The sequence below is a fragment of the Arenibacterium halophilum genome, from assembly GCF_005938225.1.
GTDB classification, from domain to species: domain Bacteria; phylum Pseudomonadota; class Alphaproteobacteria; order Rhodobacterales; family Rhodobacteraceae; genus Arenibacterium; species Arenibacterium halophilum.
Genome location: NZ_VCPC01000006.1, coordinates 14,266 through 31,743, shown reverse-complemented (window position 1 = coordinate 31,743; position 17,478 = coordinate 14,266). Strand labels below are relative to the sequence as shown.

Sequence of the window (17,478 nt, the reverse complement as noted above, 5' to 3'; positions counted from 1 at the left end):
TCAAAATTGGTCAGCGCCGACATCACAAGCGTACCGCAGACACTTGCCAGAGGGGCCCGGTCACCATGGGTTACATCCGGCTGTGCCGGTTGCGAATGGCCTTGGGTTGCTGTGCCTCCTATCCGGGGGCGGGCGGCGCGAACCACCCGGCGCACCCTGTTGCGAAATATGGGTTACGACTCGGATTCCACAAAGACCTCGTCGCGCCTTTTTTGCAGCGCCGGAAGCACCGTCAGCAGCAGCAGCCCGCCCGAGATCGCCAGCATCACGGCGGAAATCGGATGCGTCACGAACACCGTCGCGTCGCCTTGCGAAATCAGCAGCGCGCGGCGCAGGTTTTCCTCCATCAACGGGCCAAGAACCAGCCCGAGCAGCATCGGCGCCGGTTCGAAATCATGCTTGGTCAGCCAATAGCCCAGCCAGCCGAAGGCCCCCGCGAACACCACATCCAGCGCCGAGTTGTTGACCGAGTAGATGCCGATGCAGCAGAACACCACGATCGACGGAAACATCAGCCGATAGGGCACCCGCAGCAGCCGCACCCAGACCCCGACCAGCGGCAGGTTGATGATGACCAGCATCAGGTTGCCCACCCACATCGAGGCGATCATCCCCCAGACCAGGTCGGGCTGGGTCTGAATGACCTGCGGGCCGGGATTGATGCCGTGAATGACCATCGCGCCGATCATCAGCGCCATCACCGGATTAGGCGGAATGCCCAGCGTCAGCAGCGGAATGAACGAGGTCTGCGCGGCGGCGTTATTGGCGCTTTCGGGGGCGGCCACGCCTTCGATGGCACCATGACCGAAGCGGCCCGGCGTTTTCGACAGTTTCTTTTCAAGGCTGTAAGCCGCAAAGGACGAAATGATCGCCCCGCCGCCCGGCAGGATACCCAGCAGCGAGCCCAGGAAGGTGCCGCGCAGCACCGGCGCGGCGGCGGCCTTCAGGTCGGCGCGCGTGGGCATCAGCCCGGTCACCTTCGATTGCACCAGCTCGCGTTCTTCCTCGGTGCCCGCATCAAGGTTGCGGATGATCTCGGCAAAGCCGAACAGCCCCATCGCGACGATGGCAAAGTCGATCCCGTCCATCAGCTCGGGCAGGCCAAAGGTCATCCGCGTGGCCCCGGTCACAAGGTCGGTGCCGACCATCGACAGCAGCAGCCCGAACACGATCATGGCAATCGCCTTCAGCACGGATCCCTTGGCCAGCACCACAGCAAAGACCAATCCCAGCGTCATCAGCGCGAAATACTCGGTCGGGCCAAAGGCCAGCGCCAGCCGCGACAGCGGCACACCCATCAGCGCAATCAGCACCGTCGCCACGCAACCGGCAAAGAACGACCCCAGCGCCGCCGTCGCCAGCGCAGGCCCCGCGCGGCCCTGTTTCGCCATCTGGAACCCGTCCAGCGCCGTCACCACCGATCCGGCCTCGCCGGGGATGTTCACAAGGATCGAGGTGGTCGAACCGCCGTATTGCGCGCCATAGTAGATGCCCGCCAGCATGATCAGCGCCCCCACCGGCGGCAGCCCGAAGGTGATCGGTAGCAGCATCGCCACCGTCGCGATCGTCCCGATCCCCGGCAGGACGCCGACCAGCGTACCAACGATCGCACCGACGAAGCACAGCATGATGTTGACCGGCAGCGGAATGGCCAACCCGCCCAGAAGGTCGGGCGCCCACCACTGGACCTGAAAGACGATGGAAAAGCCAAGGCTCAGATTCTGAAGGATATCACCCATGTCGGCCTCGGCTTATCGGGTCAGGAAGGCGGGCAGCATCGGCATCGGCAGCCCCAGCCCGTAGTGAAACAGCAGCGCGCAGGCCCCGGTCAGGCAGGCCCCGGCGATCACCGCCTCGCCCCAGCGCGTCTCGCGCGAGCCAAGCGCCGAAATCAGGAAACTGGTCATGGCCGAAAACAGCATCCCCAGCGGCTGGATGCACAGCGCAAAGGAACACAGCGCCAGCCCCACGAAGATCGGCCCGCGCCAGTGCAGCCGACGCAGGGCCGGGCCATCGTGCAACAGCCCCGTCACCGCGATGGCAAGGCCAAGGCAGAACAGCAGCCCGGCAAAGATCCAGGGCGCCGTGCCCGCCCCGAAGGAAAAGCCGCGCATCCCGCCCAGGTCACCCGAGGCCCAGAGCGCAAAGGCTGCCACGCCCATCAGGGCAATCCCGCCCACGAAATCCTGCGTGCCCCTGATCCGGCGCCCCGGCGGGCTGTTTCCCGTGTCTGTCATTGCTGAAATTCCCTGTGGTATGTCGCCCGGCCCCGCAGGGCGGGCGATCTGGTTCTGGTTACGGTTGGCTCAGGCGTCGATCACGCTGACCGAGGCCGCGACGATCCGCCAGCCGTGGTCAAAGCGCACCCATGTCTGCATCTGCCGCCCCACCTTTCCGGCTGCGCTGGCGCGGTAGAACAGGGTCGAGGCGACAGCCATGTCGCGTCCGTAGGCGGTGATGACCGTGCCCTCCAGACGGCGCATCAGGTCAACCGCGGGCCGCGCCTTGCGATAGGCCTGTATCTCGGCGTGGCCATACAGGTTTTCGCCAATGCCGTAGCGTATGGTGCGCGGATCGACATGGAACAGCGCGCCCAAAGTTTCGGTATCGTTGGTGACAAGCGCCTGTTCATAGCGGGCAAAGGCGGCTTCGACCTCGGCCACCACCTCGGGCAGATCAATGTCCATCAGGCGGCTCCTTTCAGGGGGTAGGGCGGCTGCACGGCCTGCACCGTTCCGGCCTGTTGCAGGTGATGGGCCACGCGCAGCGCCAGATCCTCGCGCCACGGCGCGGCGATGACCTGCACCCCGATGGGCAGCGGCCCCACCGGCACCGGCACGGCCACAACCGGCAGGCCGATGAAGGAAATCGGCTGGGTGAAGATGCCGATATGCGCCCGCACGTTCAGCTCGGCCCCGCCCAGCATGAAGGTGGTCTTGCCCAGCTCCGGCGCGACGCAGGGCGTGGCGGGGGCGATGATCACATCCGTGGTTTCAAACACCTCCAGCACGCGAGCGCGATACCAGCGGCGGAATTTCTGCGCCCGGTCCATCAGCGCGGCGGGCACCATGGCTCCGGCAAACAGCCTGTCGCGTACGGCCGGGTCGAAATCGCCGGGGCGGGCGCGCATCCGGTCAAGGTGCAGCGAGGCGCCTTCGGCGGTCGAGATCAGGAAGGCCGCCGCACGGGCGCGGCGCGCCTCGGGCAGATCGACGGTTTCGGTGATCCCAAGCGCGCCGGTAACCGCATCCAGCGCGGCGCGGGCCTCGGGCATCAGGTGCTCCTGGAAATAACCGCCCGCCACCGCAAGGCGCAGCCCCTCGACCCCCTGCCCCAGAGCGGCAAAAGCCGGATCGACACGCCCGGTGCACACCGGGTCATCCGCATCCGCGCCCTGCATCGCGTCATAGGACAGCGCCAGATCTTCCACGGTGCGCGCCAGCGGGCCAAGGTGGTCAAGGCTGCCGACAAAGGGATAGGTCCGCGCCCGTGACAGCCGCCCATAGGTCGGCTTCAGCCCGAACAACCCGCAGAACGACGCCGGCAACCGGATCGAGCCGTTGGTGTCGGACCCAAGCGCCAGCGGCACCAGCCCGCCCGCCACCGCAGCCGCCGACCCGCCCGAAGATCCGCCCGCCATGCGCGTCAGATCGTGGGGGTTGCGGCTGTGGCCGTCGTGGATGTTCTCGCCCGTGAAATCATAGGCGTATTCGCCCATGTTCAGCGCGCCGGTCAGCACCGCGCCCTGGGCCTCCATCCGCACGATCAGCGCGGCATCGCGATCCGCCGGGGCGCGGTCGCGGTTGATCTTCGATCCCGCCCGCGTGGCCAGTCCGCGCACGTCAAACAGGTTCTTCACCGCAAAGGGCACACCGGCCAGCGGGCCGACTGCCTCGCCCCGCGACAGCGCCGCATCCACGCCGCGCGCCGTCTCGCGCGCCCGGGTCTCCAGCACATCGGTAAAGGCGTTGACCGTGCCGTTGCGCGCGGCGATCCGGGCCAGCGCCGCCTCGGTCACGGCCAGCGCGCTGACGCGGCGATTGGCGACCGCCTCGGCAAGCTGGTGGGCCGGCGCCCATGCGCCGTCATCAAAGGTCAGCCGGTCATGCGACATAGACATTGGCCTGTTCGATCTCGTCTGGAAGGGGAAATTCGTCGACCAGCCGCGCCATGCGCAGGGTCACGTCAAGATTGGTGCGGATCGCGGGCTTCCACTCGGGCGCGATCGGCAGACCGAACAGCGCGGCCATCGCGTCGATATAGCTGTCCAGGGTCTGGTCCATGGGGCGGGCCTCCTTTGGGCTGGGCACAGGGCCACCGTTGCGACGGGTGTGTCGCCGCAGCCCTGTGCCGGGGTTCGAAGTCGGATTTTGGGGTTACTGAAGCGTGACGTTGGCCGCTTTGACCACGGCGCCCCACTTTTCGTATTCCTTCGTGATGAAGGCGCGGGTTTCGTCCGGAGTCATGATCCGCGTCTCGGCCCCGAAGGTGGCGAACCTGTCCTGAATCTCTTGCGTTTGCAGGATTTTGTTCACCTCGGCATTCAGCTTGGCGATGATCTCGGGCGGGGTGCCCTTGGGCGCCGACAGCGTCCACCAGCCGGTGGCGTCGAACCCGTCGAGCCCCGCTTCCTGCAAGGTCGGCACATCCGGCAGCGCAAAGGACCGCGTGGCCGAGGTGACCGCCAGCGCCCGCAGATTGCCCGCGCGCACCTGTTCGATGGACGACGGCAGGTTGTCAAAGTCGATATCGACCTGCCCGGCCACCAGATCGGTGATGGCCGGGGCCGACCCCTTGTATGGGATGTGGGTCATCTTCACGCCGGTTTCCAGCATGAACATCTCGCCCGCCAGGTGGATCGAGGTGCCAACCCCGGACGAGGCCATGTTCATCGGCCGCTCGGCGGCCTTGGCCTCTTCGATGAACTCGGCCACGGTGGTCGCCTTCACCTTGTCGGGGTTCACCACCATGATGTTCGGCGTCCATGCCAGGAAGGCGACCGGTTCGAAATCGGCCAGCGGATCGAACGGCATGTCGGGATAGATATGCGCGTTGATGCCGTGGGTGCTGGTGACGCCCAGCACCAGCGTATAGCCATCAGGCTCGGCATTGGCGGCGGCGGCCACGCCGATGTTGCCCCCTGCCCCGCCGCGATTCTCGATCACGAATTGCTGGCCCAGGTTCTCGCTCAGCTTGTCGGCCACCAGCCGCGCGAAAATGCTGCTGGAGCCACCGGGGCCAAAGGGCACGATCCAGCGGACCGGATGATCGGGATAGGTCTCGGCAAGGATAGGGGTGGCGGTCACGGTAATGGCGGTGGCCATGGCCGCGAACAGCCCATGTCGCAGTTTCATGTCTTCTCTCCTGTTGGGTCTATTGGGCCGCACCGGGGAGGGGTGCGTGCCGTCGGCAATGCGTCAGGGATCGACGCGCAGGAAATCGGCCCGGCCGACTCCCTGTATCAGAATGGATCGGCAGGGGTTTCCATCGGCCGAGGCGACGCGGTGGTGCACACCCGGCGCAATGTCGAACCGTTCGCCCGGGGCCAGCACAACGTCCGCTTCATCGGCCTGCTGAACCAGCAACTTGCCCTCGATGCAGATGAAGGTGTCGGTGATTTCGCTGTGATAATGCCAGGGCACATGCTGATCCTCGGCAAAGGATTGCAGCGATACCCGCACATCGCTTCCGATGGCGATATGCTCCAGCCCATAGGTCCGCTCGGACGGGGGCACCAGGTGGGTCTTGTCCATGACAGTGTCCTTTCAGCTGGGGGTCTTGGCAAAGGCGCAGCCGATCAGCGCATCGCGCGGCACCAGCGCGGCCAGATCGGATTCGCTCAGGCCCTCGGTGCCGTCGGGGCGTTGGGGGAGCACGACATATCGCAGGTCGGCATTGCTGTCGTGCACGCGAATCTCGGTCTCTTCGGGGAGGGTGAGGCCGAATTCGCGCAGCACGCGGCGCGGCTCTCGCACGGTGCGCGAGCGATAGGCCTTGCTGACGTAGAACGCCGGGGGTTCGCCCAAAAGCGAGCGGGGGTAGCACGAACACAGCGTGCAGACGATCACGTTGTGCAGATCAGGCGTGTTTTCCAGCGCCACCAACGCCGCCTCGGTCACCGGAATGTCCAGCTCCAGCGCGGCCTGTTTGGCATCGGCCATCATCCGCGCCTTGTAGGCCGGGTCGACCCAGGCGCGGGCCACCATGCGGGCGGCCTGATGCGGCGTCTTCAGCTCGTTCACCTCGACCCGTGCCTGAATCTCGGCGGCATCCAGAATGCCCTGCTCGATCAGCATCGCCTTGAGCGCCAGGAATTTGGCCTCATGCTCGGTCAAATCCATATCGTCATCTTCGTTGACGGGGTGCGGGTGCGTGTGGTCGTGCGAATGCGAGTGGTCGGCCGTCATTGCGCCTCTCCTGTCGGTTCCGGCCGCAGCCAGTGTTCGTAAATCTCGATCTCCAGCGTGTCGGCCTCGCAGCCCGGATAATCCGGCCAGATGTCCCGCTGCCGCAGCCGCACGCGGAACAGCTGCACCGCCGTGCCCCGGCCCCGGCCATAGGCGCGGTCTTCGGGGTTTTCATATGTCCCGCCAAAGCGTTCGATCACGCCCACCTTGCCGCGCACATACTGCGGCGTGCGCACATGCCCCGGCTTGCCCAGATCGACGATGCGCACCCGCGCGCCATCGGCAAAGGCCACCTCAGACATGGTCGCGCGAGCCGCTCGCCAATATCTGCGCGGTGCGGGCGGCGTGGGCGTCGGCGTCAATGGTGCCGTTTTCGAACAGCAGCCGCAGCCAGCCATCCAGCCGCCGCCCGTACAGGTACGACCGGCCATATTCCTCTTCGCTCATCTCCTCGACCGCGCGGCGGAATTCATCCAGCGTGATGTCCAGCTTGGACGACAGCAAGTTGACCACGGCGATCAACTGCTTTTCCCAGAACAGCTGCCGCCGTTCCTCGCGCGGGATGTCGCCCGCTGGCTTTCCGCCAATGTCGCTTACCAGCCGTGTGCTCATCGCTGTCTCCGGTCCGTTCTGCGCGGCGGGCCAGACTGCACCGCCATGCGTTTCGGGTAAGTTGACAGCCGACCAAGCATATGTCCAATATATGAACAACACGAATTTCATACCTTTTGCATATGACAGTCGATCTGCGCCACATTGCCTATTTCCTCGCCGTGGCAGAGGAACAGAACTTTACCCGCGCGGCGGAACGAGTCGGTATTCAGCAGCCACCCCTGTCGCGTCAGATCCGCGATATGGAAGAGTCGATCGGCGCCGCCCTGTTCCGCCGCACCCGCAAGGGCGCCGAGCTGACCGAGGCCGGTGCCGCCTTCCGAGAGGCGGTGCGACATGTGCCCGATCAGGTCGCCCATGCCATTACCGAGGCACGCCGCGCGGCGCGAGGCGAGGTCGGCGTTCTGCGGCTGGGCTATACCACCTCGGCCGGGTTCAACCCCGTGGTGGCGCAGGCGATCCGCAGCTTTCGCAGCCAGTACCCCGATGTCGATCTGACCCTGATCGAGGCGAATACCCCGCAGCTGATGCAAGGCATTCACGCGGGCACCTACGACCTGGTATTCCTGCGCCCCGGTATGGCGGGCGGAGAGGCGCTGCGCGAACGGGTATTGTCCGAAGAACAGATGCTGGCCGTGCTGCCCGCTGATCACCCGGCCGGGATACAGGGGTCGGTTGATCTGGCCGATCTGCGCGACGAACCGTTCATCCTGCTGTCCCACGCCGCCGGGCCGATCCTGCTGGATGAGATCTTTCAGGCGTGTCGAAGCGCCGGGTTTACCCCCCGCATCGGGCAGAGGGTGTCGCAGATCACCTCGGCCATCAACCTTGTCGCCAACGGCATGGGCGTGTCGGTCGTACCCGCCTCGATGCGGTTTCTGCAGGTGCCGGGGGTGGCCTACCTTGGCATCACCGGTCACGCCCCCCTTGCCCGGCTGGCCGTCGCCCATCGCCGCGGAGACAGCGGCCCGCTGGTGCGCAACTTTCTGGCCGGATGCGCCTAGGCAGGTTTCGTGACGAAACCTAGGCCTCCAGCAGTCGCTGAATTTCCAGCATCAGCGATTCCATCATCGCCCTGTCCAGCCGCCGCCCTTCGAACCTCAGGATCGTGCCATGCGAATCCTCGCCGCGCCGGATGGTATAGCCGGTGCTGGTCTGGATCGTCACATCGTCGATCCACCCTGCCACGGGTTTCGTCTTGGGCCGACCGCCGCGCGCCTTGTCTTTCGGGGCGGGCTTCGAGGCCGCCAGAACCGCCGCCAGCATCTCCCATTCCTCTTCGGCGTCCTGCGGGGCGTGGGCCGACAGCGCCTGCCTTAGATCAGGCTCTAATCCGCCGCGCAGAGCCGTAGAAAGCTGCAAGCCACGGGTTTCGGTCAGGGCCTCGGGAAAGGTCAGCATGTCGCCCAATTCCTCGAAGATCAGCGCATAGGACCGGATCTTTGACCGCTTCGCCTTGGAGCCGCTGGCAAACAGCCGGTTCACCGCATCCTGCGTGTCGGCAAAGGCGCCCTGCTTGGCCGAGATCACTGCGATCCGCCCGCGTTCGTAATTGCTGAGGTCGGCGCGCACCTCGTTTTCCTCGACCATCTGCACGAATGCCTGATCGGCCTCGGTGCGGGGTCGGATGATCGCCTTGATCGTATCGAAGGACGACGCGCCTTGTGTCATCTGGGCCAGTTCGCGCACCGCCTTCAACCGCCGGAACCCCGACAGCAGGCCATAGCGGTGGTCGCCCTCCTGCCCCAGTTCAAACACCTCGACGGGCAGGCGCAGCCCCCCTGCCCCGATCGAGGCGCGCAGTTCGGCCTGGTCGTCTTCGTCCATCACGGTGCGGTCGCGGACCATGGCGTTGGCGTCGATCTGCTCGGTCGGGATTTCGACGATCAGAAGCCCCTTGCCCTGCGCGTCACGGTACAGCCCCGCCTCGGTTTCGGCCTTGGCGCGCGCGGCACGTTCGGCGGCGGTTTCCAGCTGGGTGTCGCCCGCGGTTTCCGCCATGACCGAGGCAATCGGCGCCACGCCCCTGCCCTTGGGCGCCGAGGTTTCGTCACGAAACTCTGCCTCGATCCGGCTCAGATCCTCGGCGCTTGGCGCCTCCAGCTTTCTGCGTTTAGCCATCCGCTTTCTCCTCTGCCTGCGCCATCTGCTGATCACGCCACCATGTGCCCAGCACCAGTTCCTTGACCTCGGCCCATGTCCTGTCGAACGTCTCGCGCCCGCGCACATAGGTATCGCGGTTGAATTCGCGGTAATCAGCCTCGTAGATGCCATTCACCTGCTCGCCCGCCTGCCCGACCATCGCCGTGACCTCTTGGCGATAGGTGGTCATGAAATCACCGAAATAGGCCTGAATCACGTTGGCCAGATCGGTCTGCTGCCCCGCGTCGAACCGGGTGACGATGGCGCGGACAGCATCCCATTCAAACTTGATCTCGGGCTGCCCGTTGCGCCGCCGCGCCGCGTTTTCGCCCTCTTCCACGCTGGCGAAGGTGGAATAAAGCATATCGAAAAACCGCCCCGTGGAATCGAATTCCAAAAACGATGCCCCTAGCGGCACCAGCAGGATATCCGCCGCCGACAGCGCATTGATGGTCAGGTAGCCAAGCGCGGGCGGAGTATCGAGGATGATGATGTCGTAATCATCAATCACCCGCTCGTTCGTCAGCGCATTGGTCAGCGCATCCCACAGCGGCCAGCTGCGCAGGTTCATCCGCCAGACAGGCACCTGGAATTCGGCCCAATACAGGTTCAGCTGCGCGCCCAGCAGGTCGATATTGGGCCAGTGCGTTTTCTGGATGAGGTTTCGTGACGAAACCTCCAGCGCCTCAGTCAGGGTTTCGTCGAGCGGCAGGGGAGGGCGGCCAGCAGCCTCGCGGACGGTGTTTTCCTCTTGCAACGCCAGCGCGTAATCCTTCGCCAGCAGCGGGAAGGCGGTCGACCATTCGTCGGGAACCGTGCCGCCCATGATCGAGGTCATCGAGCCCTGGCTATCAAGGTCGATCACCAGCACTTTGTAGCCGTCCAGCGCGGCCGACATCGCCAGATGCGCCGCCGTGCTGGTCTTGCCGACGCCGCCTTTGAAATTCGCCACGGCGATGGTTTTCGCGGGCAGGCCTTCGGGCCGCCACGGGCGATATTCGCGCCCCGAGGCGCCTTCCTGCGCAAAGTGGTCACGCAGGCGCAACACGTCCTCAAGGCTGAACCACTTGGAATTGCCGTCGCCCACGCCTTGGGGCAGGTCTTCGTTCTTTTTCAAAACGCGACGGAAATGCCCGGGCGCCACGGGGATCAGATAGCGGCAGACCTCCCATGTCGAGAACATCCGCAGCCGCTTGCGCCCGTCGGGAGCATACCCACGCTTTGCCAAATCCTCGCGCCCGCGTGCCGCAAAACTGGCCGCTTTTGCGAATCGCGCCGTGTCGATAGGGTCCGACAACTTCGCTGCAGCCTTGGCCGGATCGATGTTGAAATAGGGGGGAAGATCGTCCTTGCCTGCGGACATGCTGCATCCTCTAAGATGTTCTGTAGTTATGCGACTTTTCGGCAGACTATCGCACATCGCGGGGAGCATGTGAATCCTAAGCTGCAATCAGGCTCTGTTATTGAAGAAAAATTAGAGGCAGCACAGAACAAAGGTTGTAAGATCTTTGAGGTTCTTTAGAGTCTTTGGCTCTGAAATTATCAATTGATTCAATGAGTAATTTGCCTTTTGGCGCCCATATACAGGACGTAAGGCACCCGTTTCCGGGATGAGCGGAACCCGGTTGCAGGGGGACAGGCCCCGATTCGCGGTAAGACGGGTGTCCAAATGCGGTTAGAGCCTGAAAAGGGTGTATTTGCGGGAATCACGCCGTCATGGGTGCCGGACCTCATCCTGTATCCGGGTCCCTGAAATCGGGGGCTGCGCCAAAGGTACCCGTATCCGGGATCGGCCTGATCGGCGATAAGGCACCCGCGAGACGGTTGCCGGAAGGTACTTGTTTGCGGCATACTGGCCCCAACAAGAAACGGGCAGACTTATGGACGAGATTCCCCGCGACCGGTTGACCGGAGCGCTGCGCAGGGGCGCGGTAAAGAAGAACGTGGCGGCGATCCACGTTTCGGGCAAGCTGACGTTGCTTCAGCGCAAGCTGTCGAACGTGCTGCTGCTGAACGCCTATGATACGCTGACCAGCCAAGTGAAGCACGAGATCGACGCCCGCACGCTATGCCTGATGATCGGTTACAACTCGAACGACATGGACAGCCTGAAACAGTCTCTGCGCGGTCTTGCCGAAACGCTGGCCGAATGGGACATGCTCGACGAGAAGGGCCAGCAGGAATGGGGCGTGTCGAGCCTGCTGAGCTATGCCAAACTGAAAGGCGGCATCTGCGAATATGCCTATTCTCCGGCGCTGGCGGAGAAACTGCACGATCCGAAAGTCTTTGCGCTGATCAACCTGAACATTCAGCGCCGGTTTACCAGCGGCCATGCGCTGGCGCTGTATGAAAACTGTTATCGCTTCATCCGCACCGGATCGACGGGATGGTGGCCGCTGGACCTGTTCCGGCGGCTGATGGGGGTCGATGGCTCGGCCTATTACGAAAGCTTCAAGCATCTGAACGCCAAGGTCATCAAGCCGGCCGTGGCCGAGGTGAACAAGACCTCGAACATTCTTGTCACGCCGGAAACGCGCAAGAAGGGCAGGGTGGTTACGGAAATCCGGTTCCGGATCAAGGAGAACCCGCAGCTGGCGATTCTTGATATTGACGACGGTGAAGGCGCGCGGCATGGCCCGGTTTACGCCCGTCTCCGCGATGCGGGGGTCAGCGACCGGCTGGCGCGTCAGTGGTTGTCGACCCACGGCGAAGGGCAGGTGGCGGCCAAGCTGGATTATGTGGAAACTCGCGAAGGCGTGCGCAGCAAGGTGGGGTATCTCAGCGCCGCGCTGGAGGGCGATTTCAGCGCCGAGGCGCAGAGCGCCACCGCGCCGCCATCGGAACGCGGGGCGCGGCTGGGGCGCATACTGGCGGCTGCCAAGGCGCGCACGCCTACGCAGCGTGATGCCGACAAGAGGTTGTTTCTTGGCATGATCGACGACCCCGTGGCGCGGGCGGATTTCGAGCGCCACGGCTGGACGTCGCCCCTGAACGCCGAACGCATCGCCGCCTTCTGGGAAGATATGGGGATGGAGGGCTGAGGTTTCGTCACGAAACCTTGGGCCATTCATTCGGGGAAAACCGTCTGGCCGAATGGACGCCGTCACCGAATTAAACGCGGTGGCAGGGCAGGGCGTCCCTTTGGCGCCATGTTTCGACGCGACCGAGACCGAATTTATCGGACATGAATGGTGCGCGCCAAGGGCGGCGGTTTGTCCGATTTTCAATGCTGGAAAGCGCCGCGGCAATATGGGCTTCGGACCCGCCAGATGCCGGAAACTGTCCGGACGCTTGCGAGACAGGATGCATCTTATGTAGGCCCAGGTCACCTCTGCCTCTTTTGAAACCCGTCGAGATGTTGCGTTTTTGCCGGGAGGTGCAGGCGAGGGGCGCTTTGGGAACACCCAATTTGGCAATATGGCACGTGAAACTTGACCATTCTGCCCCATGTGTATATACGGATGTATAGCCGCTTGGGATCCTATGATGATTGAAGTCAAAATTCGCAAAGTCGGCAACTCGTCCGTGATGACACTCAGCACGGAGATGTTGGCGCTTCTTGACGCGAAAGAGGGAGACACGCTTTACGCTGTCCGCACCGATGATGGTGGCCTGAAGCTGATGACAGAAAATCCCGAACTTCAGGCTGCATTGGCTGCGGCGGAAGCCGTCATGGATGAGAACCGCGATCTGCTGCAAGCCCTGGCATGACGCCGTGGGTTTGGGTGCCACTGGCCGCCCTTCACGTGATTCATGACCGGCAAATCTCGCGGCATGGCGGTGCTCCGGGAACGCGCGATCCTGCTTTGCTGGAGGCGGCCTGTGCCAGGCCTGTGAACCAGGCGGCCTATGGTGATCGCGATGTCTTTGCGCTTGCTGCCGCTTATGCCTTTGGGATCGCAAAAGCGCACGCCTTCGTGGATGGAAACAAGCGAACTGCCTTTGTTGCCGCGTTCACCTTTCTGCGTCTCAACGGCATCGTTGTCCGGCCTGATCCCGGTATCGGTGTGCGCATGATGGAGGATCTGGCCTCCAGCCAGATCACCGAGGATGATTTTGCGGCATGGCTGCGCGCTTTGACGGCCGCGTGAGTTCGCGGCACATCTGCCATATCCCGGTTTGAACGCGCCGAATTGCAAAGCGTGCAATTGCACCCCGGTCATCCCCCTTGAATCGCCCCGGGCGTTTGGGTGTCACGGCTGAAACAGGTGGGGCATTGCTGCGCTCACCACCACAGAATGTCTTTGGCGTTGGCAGGAATACTGCTAGTATCCCAGTCAAAGGAAATCTTGTCATGCGTACAATAATCTATGGCACCGGCGCGATCGGTGGAGCTATTGCGGCAGCACTGTCGTTGTCCGGCCAAGAGGTTGTCGGGATCGCGCGCGGTGCGCGTCAGGCCGCGATAGCCGAGAGGGGGTTGCTGTTCCGCACGCCCGAAGGCGCGCGGCGCACCCATTTCCCCTGTGTTGCCGATCCGACCGAGATCGAGCTGCGGTCGGACGACGTAATCCTGCTGACGATGAAAACACAGGATACCCTTCCGGCACTGGAACGGCTGCGGGCGGCCGGGGTGACAGATCATCCGATTTTCTGCGGACAGAACGGCGTGTCGAACGAACGCTTCGCGCTTCGCCGGTTTCCCGAGGTGCATGGCGTCGCGCTGCGAATGCCCACGTTCGTGGTAGAGCCCGATGATGTTGTCGCCTTTTCCATGCCGCAGCACGGGCTGCTTGATATCGGGTGCTATGGCGGCGGCATCAATGCGCATGACGAACGGATGGTCGAGGCGCTGACGCGGGCCAATATCGCCGCCTTTGCCTCGGATGACATCATGACGTGGAAGTACGGCAAGCTTTTGTTCAACCTTCACAACATCCTTGAGGCCGCGCTGAGCCGGGACGCGGACGCCGGGCGCCTTTTCGCGCCCGTATTGAAGGAAGGGCAGGAGATTCTGACTTCCTGCGGGATCGCGTTCCGCGACGTTGCGAACGACCCCCGCCGCAAGGTGCACATGGTCTTTCACGAAATCGACGGCGTCGATTACGATGGCGGGTCGACCACGCAGAGCTTCGTGCGCGGCAGCGGTTCGGTCGAGACGGATTACATCAATGGCGAGATCGCGCTGCTGGCCCGGTTGAACGGTCTTTCGGCCCCGGCGAACGCTTATCTGACCGATCTGTCCGCCCGTCTTCTAAGAGAGCGCGCCAAACCGGGCGACATGAGCGCGGACCGGATCGAGGCCGAGATGCGCGCCTGCGGGGTGATGTTTGACTGACCCGCTGGCGCCGCGCCCGTTTACATCAGGTTCGGCAGCCAGAGGGTGATCGTCGGGAAGAGGATCAGGATCGTCAGGACCACCAGTTCCATGATGATAAAGGGGATCAGGCCGCGAAAGACCTCGCCCAGCCTGACCCCGGAGTGCCCGGCGGCGACATAGGCATTCAGCCCGAGCGGCGGGGTGATGAGGCCGATTTCGACCGTCTTGGTGACGACGATGCCGAACCAGACCGGATCATAGCCCATGGCCATGGCCGCCGGAAAGGCCAGCGGCATCGCCAGCGACAGGATGGCGAGCTGGTCCATGAACATGCCCATGACGAGCAGGGTGACGATAATCAGCGCCATGATCGTGCCGTGCGACAGCCCGCTGCTGTCGATCAGCGCCAGCAGGTTCTGCGTCACGCGGGTGAACGACAGGTAATTGGCGAAGATGTGCGAACAGGCGATGATCGTCACGATCATTACCGTGGATCGGACGGCCATGCTGACGGCGGGGCCGAGCGAGCGGAAGGCCAGCGATCGCTGCGACAGGCCGATCAGGACGGCCCCCATGACTCCGAAAGCCGCGGCTTCGGACGGGGACGCGATGCCGCCGTAGATCACACCGATGACCGCAATGATCAGCACCACCATCGGCAGGACGTGGCGCGAGGTTCGTACCGCGTGTCCGAGCCGGAACGGCTCTCCGGCGGGGGCGGCATCGGTGGTCTGGGCGATGACCTTGATCACGATCGCCATGCCCGTGGCGGTCATCAGGCCGGGCAGGATGCCCGCGATGAACAGCTTTCCGATCGAGGTTTCGGTCAGCACACCGTAGACCACCAGAACGATGCTGGGCGGCACCACGACCGCAAGCGTGCCGCCGACCGAAACGACGGCCGTCGCGAGCCGTTCGCTGTAGCGATGGCGCCGCATCTCGGGGTAGGCCGAGGCGGTCATGGCGGCGGTCGACGCGGTGCTGCTGCCGATCAGCGCGGCCAGAAGCACCGAGGCGCCAACCGCGGCGACGGCAAGGCCGCCCCGGACATGGCCAAGCCATGCCTGACAGGCGTTGATGGCGCGTTTGGTCACCTGTCCGGCGGTGAGAAGCTCTGCCATCAGGATAAAGAGTGGAATCGCGACGAGGATGAACGAGGCCGTCGTGTCGAGGAATACCCGTTCCAGAACCGCCAGCGCGGGGCGCGGCCCAAGCTGGATCGCAAGGCCCGCCGCCCCGGCGATACCCATGGCGAAGGCCACCGGCATCCTGAGCATCATGAGGATGGCGACAATGAGAACCAGCATGGCAAGAGACATCGGACGCTCCTATCCGGACAAGTCGGGACCGGCCGCAACGGGCCGGTCCAAGGGGGCGTGCGGGATCAGTTGGCCGTCAGGCCGCGATAGCGCTCGAGCGTCGGGGCGGCATCCGCATTGCGGCTGCCGATGCGGTCCAGCCAGTCCTGTTGAACGGCCTTCATCACATCGTTGAGCGCGGCCAGCTCTTTGTCTTCCAGCGTGTAGACATCAATGCCGGAGTCCGCCCATTCCCTGGCCAGCTTTCCGCCGATTTCGTCCTGATAGGCGCCAACGTGCTTTGCTACGCTGTCACCGACCGACAGCAGCTTTTCCTGCTGGTCTGCGGGCAGGCCTTCGAAGACGTCCTTGTTCATGACCAGCATCAGGAGCGATCCGCCGAACGCGCCGTTGGTCGAGATGTGTTTCGAGACTTCCTGAAGGTTGTAGCCCGGCACGGACGGCAGCGGGAACAGCACCGCGTCGAGGCGTCCGCGCTCGACGCCGGTATAGACTTCGGGGCCGGGGATGCTGACCCCGACACCGCCGAGGCTTTGCGCGACCAGAGCCTGCGCGGCGCCGCTGGTGCGGATCTGCTTGTTGGTCCACGCGGAGGGATCGGACATGCGACCGTCTTTCGACAGGACCTGATATGGGGGCAGGGCGACGGCGAAGATCGGCACGACGCCAGCGGCGAGAAGCTCGTCGCGGGTCGGACCGCTGCGGGTCATGTCCTGCAGGGCGGTCGTGCCCTGACCTGCCGTGGTATAAAAGCCCGGCAAGCCGACGATGGACCAGAGCGGAAGTTTGTCGCTGGTATAGATCGGCTGAATCAGGGCGGCGTCGAGAATGCCATTCGCCACGGCGTCCAGCAACGCTTTTGCCTTTGCGCCCTGTTCCGATGGAAAGTGGGTAAATGTCACCTCTCCGCCTGTGGCGTCCTCGACCTCTTGCATCCACTTCTGGGTTCCGTTGACCGAGATGATATGCGTGGTGGACTGGAAGTCGCCGAGGCGCAGATCGGTGGCCTGGGCCGCGGTGAAGGACAGTGCAGTGGTCAGCGCCGCGAGCGGCAACAGGGTCTTGAACATCTTCATTGGGGTCTCCTCCTATGTCGGTTCGGGGCGCTTTTCCGCGCCTCGTCTTGTCATGTCGTGCATCAGGCGCAGGGCCAGCACGCCGGTCCCGAGAGGCACCGGCAGGTAGGACCAGCCGAGCGGCCAGTCGTAGACGCCAAAGTTGACGTCATCGTTCAGGAAGGCGTTCAGGCAGTACTTGCCCGAGACGTAGCAGACGATGAGGAAGAAGGCGGCGGCAAGCGCCTGCACCAGCCGACGAACGATGTCGCGCGCCGAACCGAAGATACGGCTGAGGTCAACCTCGAGCGCGAGGTGACCGCCCTGCCTGTAGACCCAAGCCAGCGACAGGGTCGCCAGTGCGGGCATCAGGTAAAATTCGGTAAGTTCGAACTGCATCTCGAGCGCCCGGCCGAGCAGGACGCGAAGCAGGATATCGAGGTTGATCAAAACCGCGATCACGACCAGCGCCGCGCATCCCAGGATATGCAGCACGTCTTCGACACGGCGGAGCACCGTTTCCACAGGCCTCATCGTCTCCTCCCCAAGATTGGATTTTCGGGTCCGCCGCGCCCTCCTCAAAGCGTCGATCGGTGAACCGGACTGTCATCCATACCTATAGTGTACCAGTAGTATACTAAATAATACCGGTCAACCGAATGTGCATGTTGCGCGCATGTTTT

The 17,478-nt window shown here is 63.8% G+C and carries 20 protein-coding genes; 5 read left to right on the top strand and 15 right to left on the bottom strand.

Annotated elements, in window-relative coordinates; all coding sequences use genetic code 11:
• Positions 1 to 173 precede the first annotated feature (173 nt).
• The 10 genes from FGK64_RS20220 to FGK64_RS22765 form a co-directional block, all read right to left on the bottom strand.
• Positions 174 to 1,739, bottom strand: a complete 1,566-nt coding sequence (locus FGK64_RS20220) for a tripartite tricarboxylate transporter permease (protein ID WP_138865686.1) — start codon at positions 1,737 to 1,739, stop codon at positions 174 to 176.
• A 12-nt stretch (positions 1,740 to 1,751) separates the two neighbouring features.
• Positions 1,752 to 2,237 carry a tripartite tricarboxylate transporter TctB family protein gene (locus FGK64_RS20215; RefSeq protein ID WP_138865685.1) on the bottom strand — a complete coding sequence of 162 codons (486 nt, stop codon included), beginning with the start codon at positions 2,235 to 2,237 and terminating at the stop codon, positions 1,752 to 1,754.
• A gap of 69 nt (positions 2,238 to 2,306) precedes the next feature.
• Complete coding sequence (hpxZ, locus tag FGK64_RS20210; protein ID WP_138865684.1) at positions 2,307 to 2,687, bottom strand: oxalurate catabolism protein HpxZ; 381 nt, start codon at positions 2,685 to 2,687, stop codon at positions 2,307 to 2,309.
• Positions 2,687 to 4,120, bottom strand: a complete 1,434-nt coding sequence (locus FGK64_RS20205) for an AtzE family amidohydrolase (RefSeq protein ID WP_246057842.1) — start codon at positions 4,118 to 4,120, stop codon at positions 2,687 to 2,689. The genes hpxZ and FGK64_RS20205 overlap by 1 nt, the downstream gene beginning before the upstream one ends.
• Entirely contained in the window at positions 4,104 to 4,283 is a 180-nt protein-coding gene (locus tag FGK64_RS20200) for a DUF4089 domain-containing protein (RefSeq protein ID WP_138865683.1), read from the bottom strand. The genes FGK64_RS20205 and FGK64_RS20200 overlap by 17 nt, the downstream gene beginning before the upstream one ends.
• A 93-nt stretch (positions 4,284 to 4,376) precedes the next feature.
• Entirely contained in the window at positions 4,377 to 5,354 is a 978-nt protein-coding gene (locus FGK64_RS20195) for a Bug family tripartite tricarboxylate transporter substrate binding protein (protein WP_138865682.1), read from the bottom strand.
• Positions 5,355 to 5,417: 63 nt separating this feature from the next.
• Positions 5,418 to 5,753 carry a cupin domain-containing protein gene (locus FGK64_RS20190; protein WP_138865681.1) on the bottom strand — a complete coding sequence of 112 codons (336 nt, stop codon included), beginning with the start codon at positions 5,751 to 5,753 and terminating at the stop codon, positions 5,418 to 5,420.
• A gap of 12 nt (positions 5,754 to 5,765) precedes the next feature.
• Positions 5,766 to 6,407 (bottom strand): nitrile hydratase subunit alpha, encoded by a 642-nt coding sequence (locus FGK64_RS20185; protein ID WP_138865680.1) that lies wholly within the window; start codon positions 6,405 to 6,407, stop codon positions 5,766 to 5,768.
• Entirely contained in the window at positions 6,404 to 6,709 is a 306-nt protein-coding gene (locus FGK64_RS22770) for an SH3-like domain-containing protein (RefSeq protein WP_138865679.1), read from the bottom strand. Before FGK64_RS22770 ends, FGK64_RS20185 begins: the two co-directional genes overlap by 4 nt.
• On the bottom strand, positions 6,702 to 7,019 hold the full coding sequence (locus FGK64_RS22765) for an SH3-like domain-containing protein (RefSeq protein ID WP_171054167.1): 318 nt from the start codon (positions 7,017 to 7,019) through the stop codon (positions 6,702 to 6,704). The genes FGK64_RS22770 and FGK64_RS22765 overlap by 8 nt, the downstream gene beginning before the upstream one ends.
• A gap of 122 nt (positions 7,020 to 7,141) precedes the next feature.
• Here FGK64_RS22765 and FGK64_RS20170 point away from each other — a divergent pair, with 122 nt between their 5' ends.
• Positions 7,142 to 8,023 (top strand): LysR family transcriptional regulator, encoded by an 882-nt coding sequence (locus tag FGK64_RS20170; protein WP_138865677.1) that lies wholly within the window; start codon positions 7,142 to 7,144, stop codon positions 8,021 to 8,023.
• Between the two features lie 19 nt (positions 8,024 to 8,042).
• On the opposite strand, the gene FGK64_RS20165 is transcribed toward FGK64_RS20170, so the two are convergent.
• Both FGK64_RS20165 and FGK64_RS20160 read right to left on the bottom strand, forming a co-directional pair.
• Positions 8,043 to 9,140, bottom strand: a complete 1,098-nt coding sequence (locus FGK64_RS20165; RefSeq protein ID WP_138865676.1) for a ParB/RepB/Spo0J family partition protein — start codon at positions 9,138 to 9,140, stop codon at positions 8,043 to 8,045.
• Positions 9,133 to 10,524, bottom strand: a complete 1,392-nt coding sequence (locus FGK64_RS20160) for an AAA family ATPase (protein ID WP_138865675.1) — start codon at positions 10,522 to 10,524, stop codon at positions 9,133 to 9,135. Before FGK64_RS20160 ends, FGK64_RS20165 begins: the two co-directional genes overlap by 8 nt.
• Positions 10,525 to 11,041: 517 nt before the next feature.
• On the opposite strand from FGK64_RS20160, the gene FGK64_RS20155 reads away from it, so the two are divergent.
• From FGK64_RS20155 to FGK64_RS20140, 4 genes are all read left to right on the top strand, one after another.
• A complete protein-coding gene (locus tag FGK64_RS20155) occupies positions 11,042 to 12,202 on the top strand; it encodes a replication initiation protein (protein ID WP_138865674.1) in 1,161 nt (386 codons plus the stop codon).
• A gap of 445 nt (positions 12,203 to 12,647) precedes the next feature.
• Complete coding sequence (locus tag FGK64_RS20150; protein WP_138865673.1) at positions 12,648 to 12,872, top strand: AbrB/MazE/SpoVT family DNA-binding domain-containing protein; 225 nt, start codon at positions 12,648 to 12,650, stop codon at positions 12,870 to 12,872.
• Positions 12,869 to 13,252: a type II toxin-antitoxin system death-on-curing family toxin gene (locus tag FGK64_RS20145; protein WP_138865672.1), complete on the top strand. Its 384-nt coding sequence runs from the start codon at positions 12,869 to 12,871 to the stop codon at positions 13,250 to 13,252. The genes FGK64_RS20150 and FGK64_RS20145 overlap by 4 nt, the downstream gene beginning before the upstream one ends.
• 203 nt (positions 13,253 to 13,455) lie before the next feature.
• On the top strand, positions 13,456 to 14,439 hold the full coding sequence (locus FGK64_RS20140; RefSeq protein ID WP_138865671.1) for a ketopantoate reductase family protein: 984 nt from the start codon (positions 13,456 to 13,458) through the stop codon (positions 14,437 to 14,439).
• Positions 14,440 to 14,459: 20 nt separating this feature from the next.
• Here the strand turns inward: FGK64_RS20140 and FGK64_RS20135 are convergent, their stop codons facing one another.
• The 3 genes from FGK64_RS20135 to FGK64_RS20125 all read right to left on the bottom strand — a co-directional run bounded on the left by FGK64_RS20135 (position 14,460) and on the right by FGK64_RS20125 (position 17,329).
• Positions 14,460 to 15,740, bottom strand: a complete 1,281-nt coding sequence (locus FGK64_RS20135) for a TRAP transporter large permease (protein ID WP_138865670.1) — start codon at positions 15,738 to 15,740, stop codon at positions 14,460 to 14,462.
• A 65-nt stretch (positions 15,741 to 15,805) separates the two neighbouring features.
• Entirely contained in the window at positions 15,806 to 16,816 is a 1,011-nt protein-coding gene (locus FGK64_RS20130) for a TRAP transporter substrate-binding protein (protein ID WP_246057841.1), read from the bottom strand.
• Positions 16,817 to 16,828: 12 nt separating this feature from the next.
• Positions 16,829 to 17,329, bottom strand: coding sequence for a TRAP transporter small permease (locus FGK64_RS20125; RefSeq protein ID WP_138865669.1), 501 nt, complete (start codon positions 17,327 to 17,329; stop codon positions 16,829 to 16,831).
• Positions 17,330 to 17,478: the final 149 nt, after the last annotated feature.

Excerpts from the sequence above, each read along its gene's own strand:
- FGK64_RS20160 (WP_138865675.1), bottom strand. The coding sequence starts at position 10,524 with ATGTCCGCAGGCAAGGACGATCTTCCCCCCTATTTCAACATCGATCCG.
- FGK64_RS22765 (WP_171054167.1), bottom strand. The coding sequence starts at position 7,019 with ATGAGCACACGGCTGGTAAGCGACATTGGCGGAAAGCCAGCGGGCGAC.
- FGK64_RS20200 (WP_138865683.1), bottom strand. The coding sequence starts at position 4,283 with ATGGACCAGACCCTGGACAGCTATATCGACGCGATGGCCGCGCTGTTC.
- FGK64_RS20195 (WP_138865682.1), bottom strand. The coding sequence starts at position 5,354 with ATGAAACTGCGACATGGGCTGTTCGCGGCCATGGCCACCGCCATTACC.
- FGK64_RS20130 (WP_246057841.1), bottom strand. The coding sequence starts at position 16,816 with ATGAAGATGTTCAAGACCCTGTTGCCGCTCGCGGCGCTGACCACTGCA.
- FGK64_RS20220 (WP_138865686.1), bottom strand. The coding sequence starts at position 1,739 with ATGGGTGATATCCTTCAGAATCTGAGCCTTGGCTTTTCCATCGTCTTT.
- FGK64_RS20125 (WP_138865669.1), bottom strand. The coding sequence starts at position 17,329 with ATGAGGCCTGTGGAAACGGTGCTCCGCCGTGTCGAAGACGTGCTGCAT.
- FGK64_RS20165 (WP_138865676.1), bottom strand. The coding sequence starts at position 9,140 with ATGGCTAAACGCAGAAAGCTGGAGGCGCCAAGCGCCGAGGATCTGAGC.
- FGK64_RS20150 (WP_138865673.1), top strand. The coding sequence starts at position 12,648 with ATGATTGAAGTCAAAATTCGCAAAGTCGGCAACTCGTCCGTGATGACA.
- FGK64_RS20135 (WP_138865670.1), bottom strand. The coding sequence starts at position 15,740 with ATGTCTCTTGCCATGCTGGTTCTCATTGTCGCCATCCTCATGATGCTC.
- FGK64_RS20185 (WP_138865680.1), bottom strand. The coding sequence starts at position 6,407 with ATGACGGCCGACCACTCGCATTCGCACGACCACACGCACCCGCACCCC.
- FGK64_RS20145 (WP_138865672.1), top strand. The coding sequence starts at position 12,869 with ATGACGCCGTGGGTTTGGGTGCCACTGGCCGCCCTTCACGTGATTCAT.
- FGK64_RS20215 (WP_138865685.1), bottom strand. The coding sequence starts at position 2,237 with ATGACAGACACGGGAAACAGCCCGCCGGGGCGCCGGATCAGGGGCACG.
- FGK64_RS20205 (WP_246057842.1), bottom strand. The coding sequence starts at position 4,120 with ATGTCTATGTCGCATGACCGGCTGACCTTTGATGACGGCGCATGGGCG.
- FGK64_RS20190 (WP_138865681.1), bottom strand. The coding sequence starts at position 5,753 with ATGGACAAGACCCACCTGGTGCCCCCGTCCGAGCGGACCTATGGGCTG.
- FGK64_RS20140 (WP_138865671.1), top strand. The coding sequence starts at position 13,456 with ATGCGTACAATAATCTATGGCACCGGCGCGATCGGTGGAGCTATTGCG.
- FGK64_RS22770 (WP_138865679.1), bottom strand. The coding sequence starts at position 6,709 with ATGTCTGAGGTGGCCTTTGCCGATGGCGCGCGGGTGCGCATCGTCGAT.
- FGK64_RS20170 (WP_138865677.1), top strand. The coding sequence starts at position 7,142 with ATGACAGTCGATCTGCGCCACATTGCCTATTTCCTCGCCGTGGCAGAG.
- FGK64_RS20155 (WP_138865674.1), top strand. The coding sequence starts at position 11,042 with ATGGACGAGATTCCCCGCGACCGGTTGACCGGAGCGCTGCGCAGGGGC.
- hpxZ (WP_138865684.1), bottom strand. The coding sequence starts at position 2,687 with ATGGACATTGATCTGCCCGAGGTGGTGGCCGAGGTCGAAGCCGCCTTT.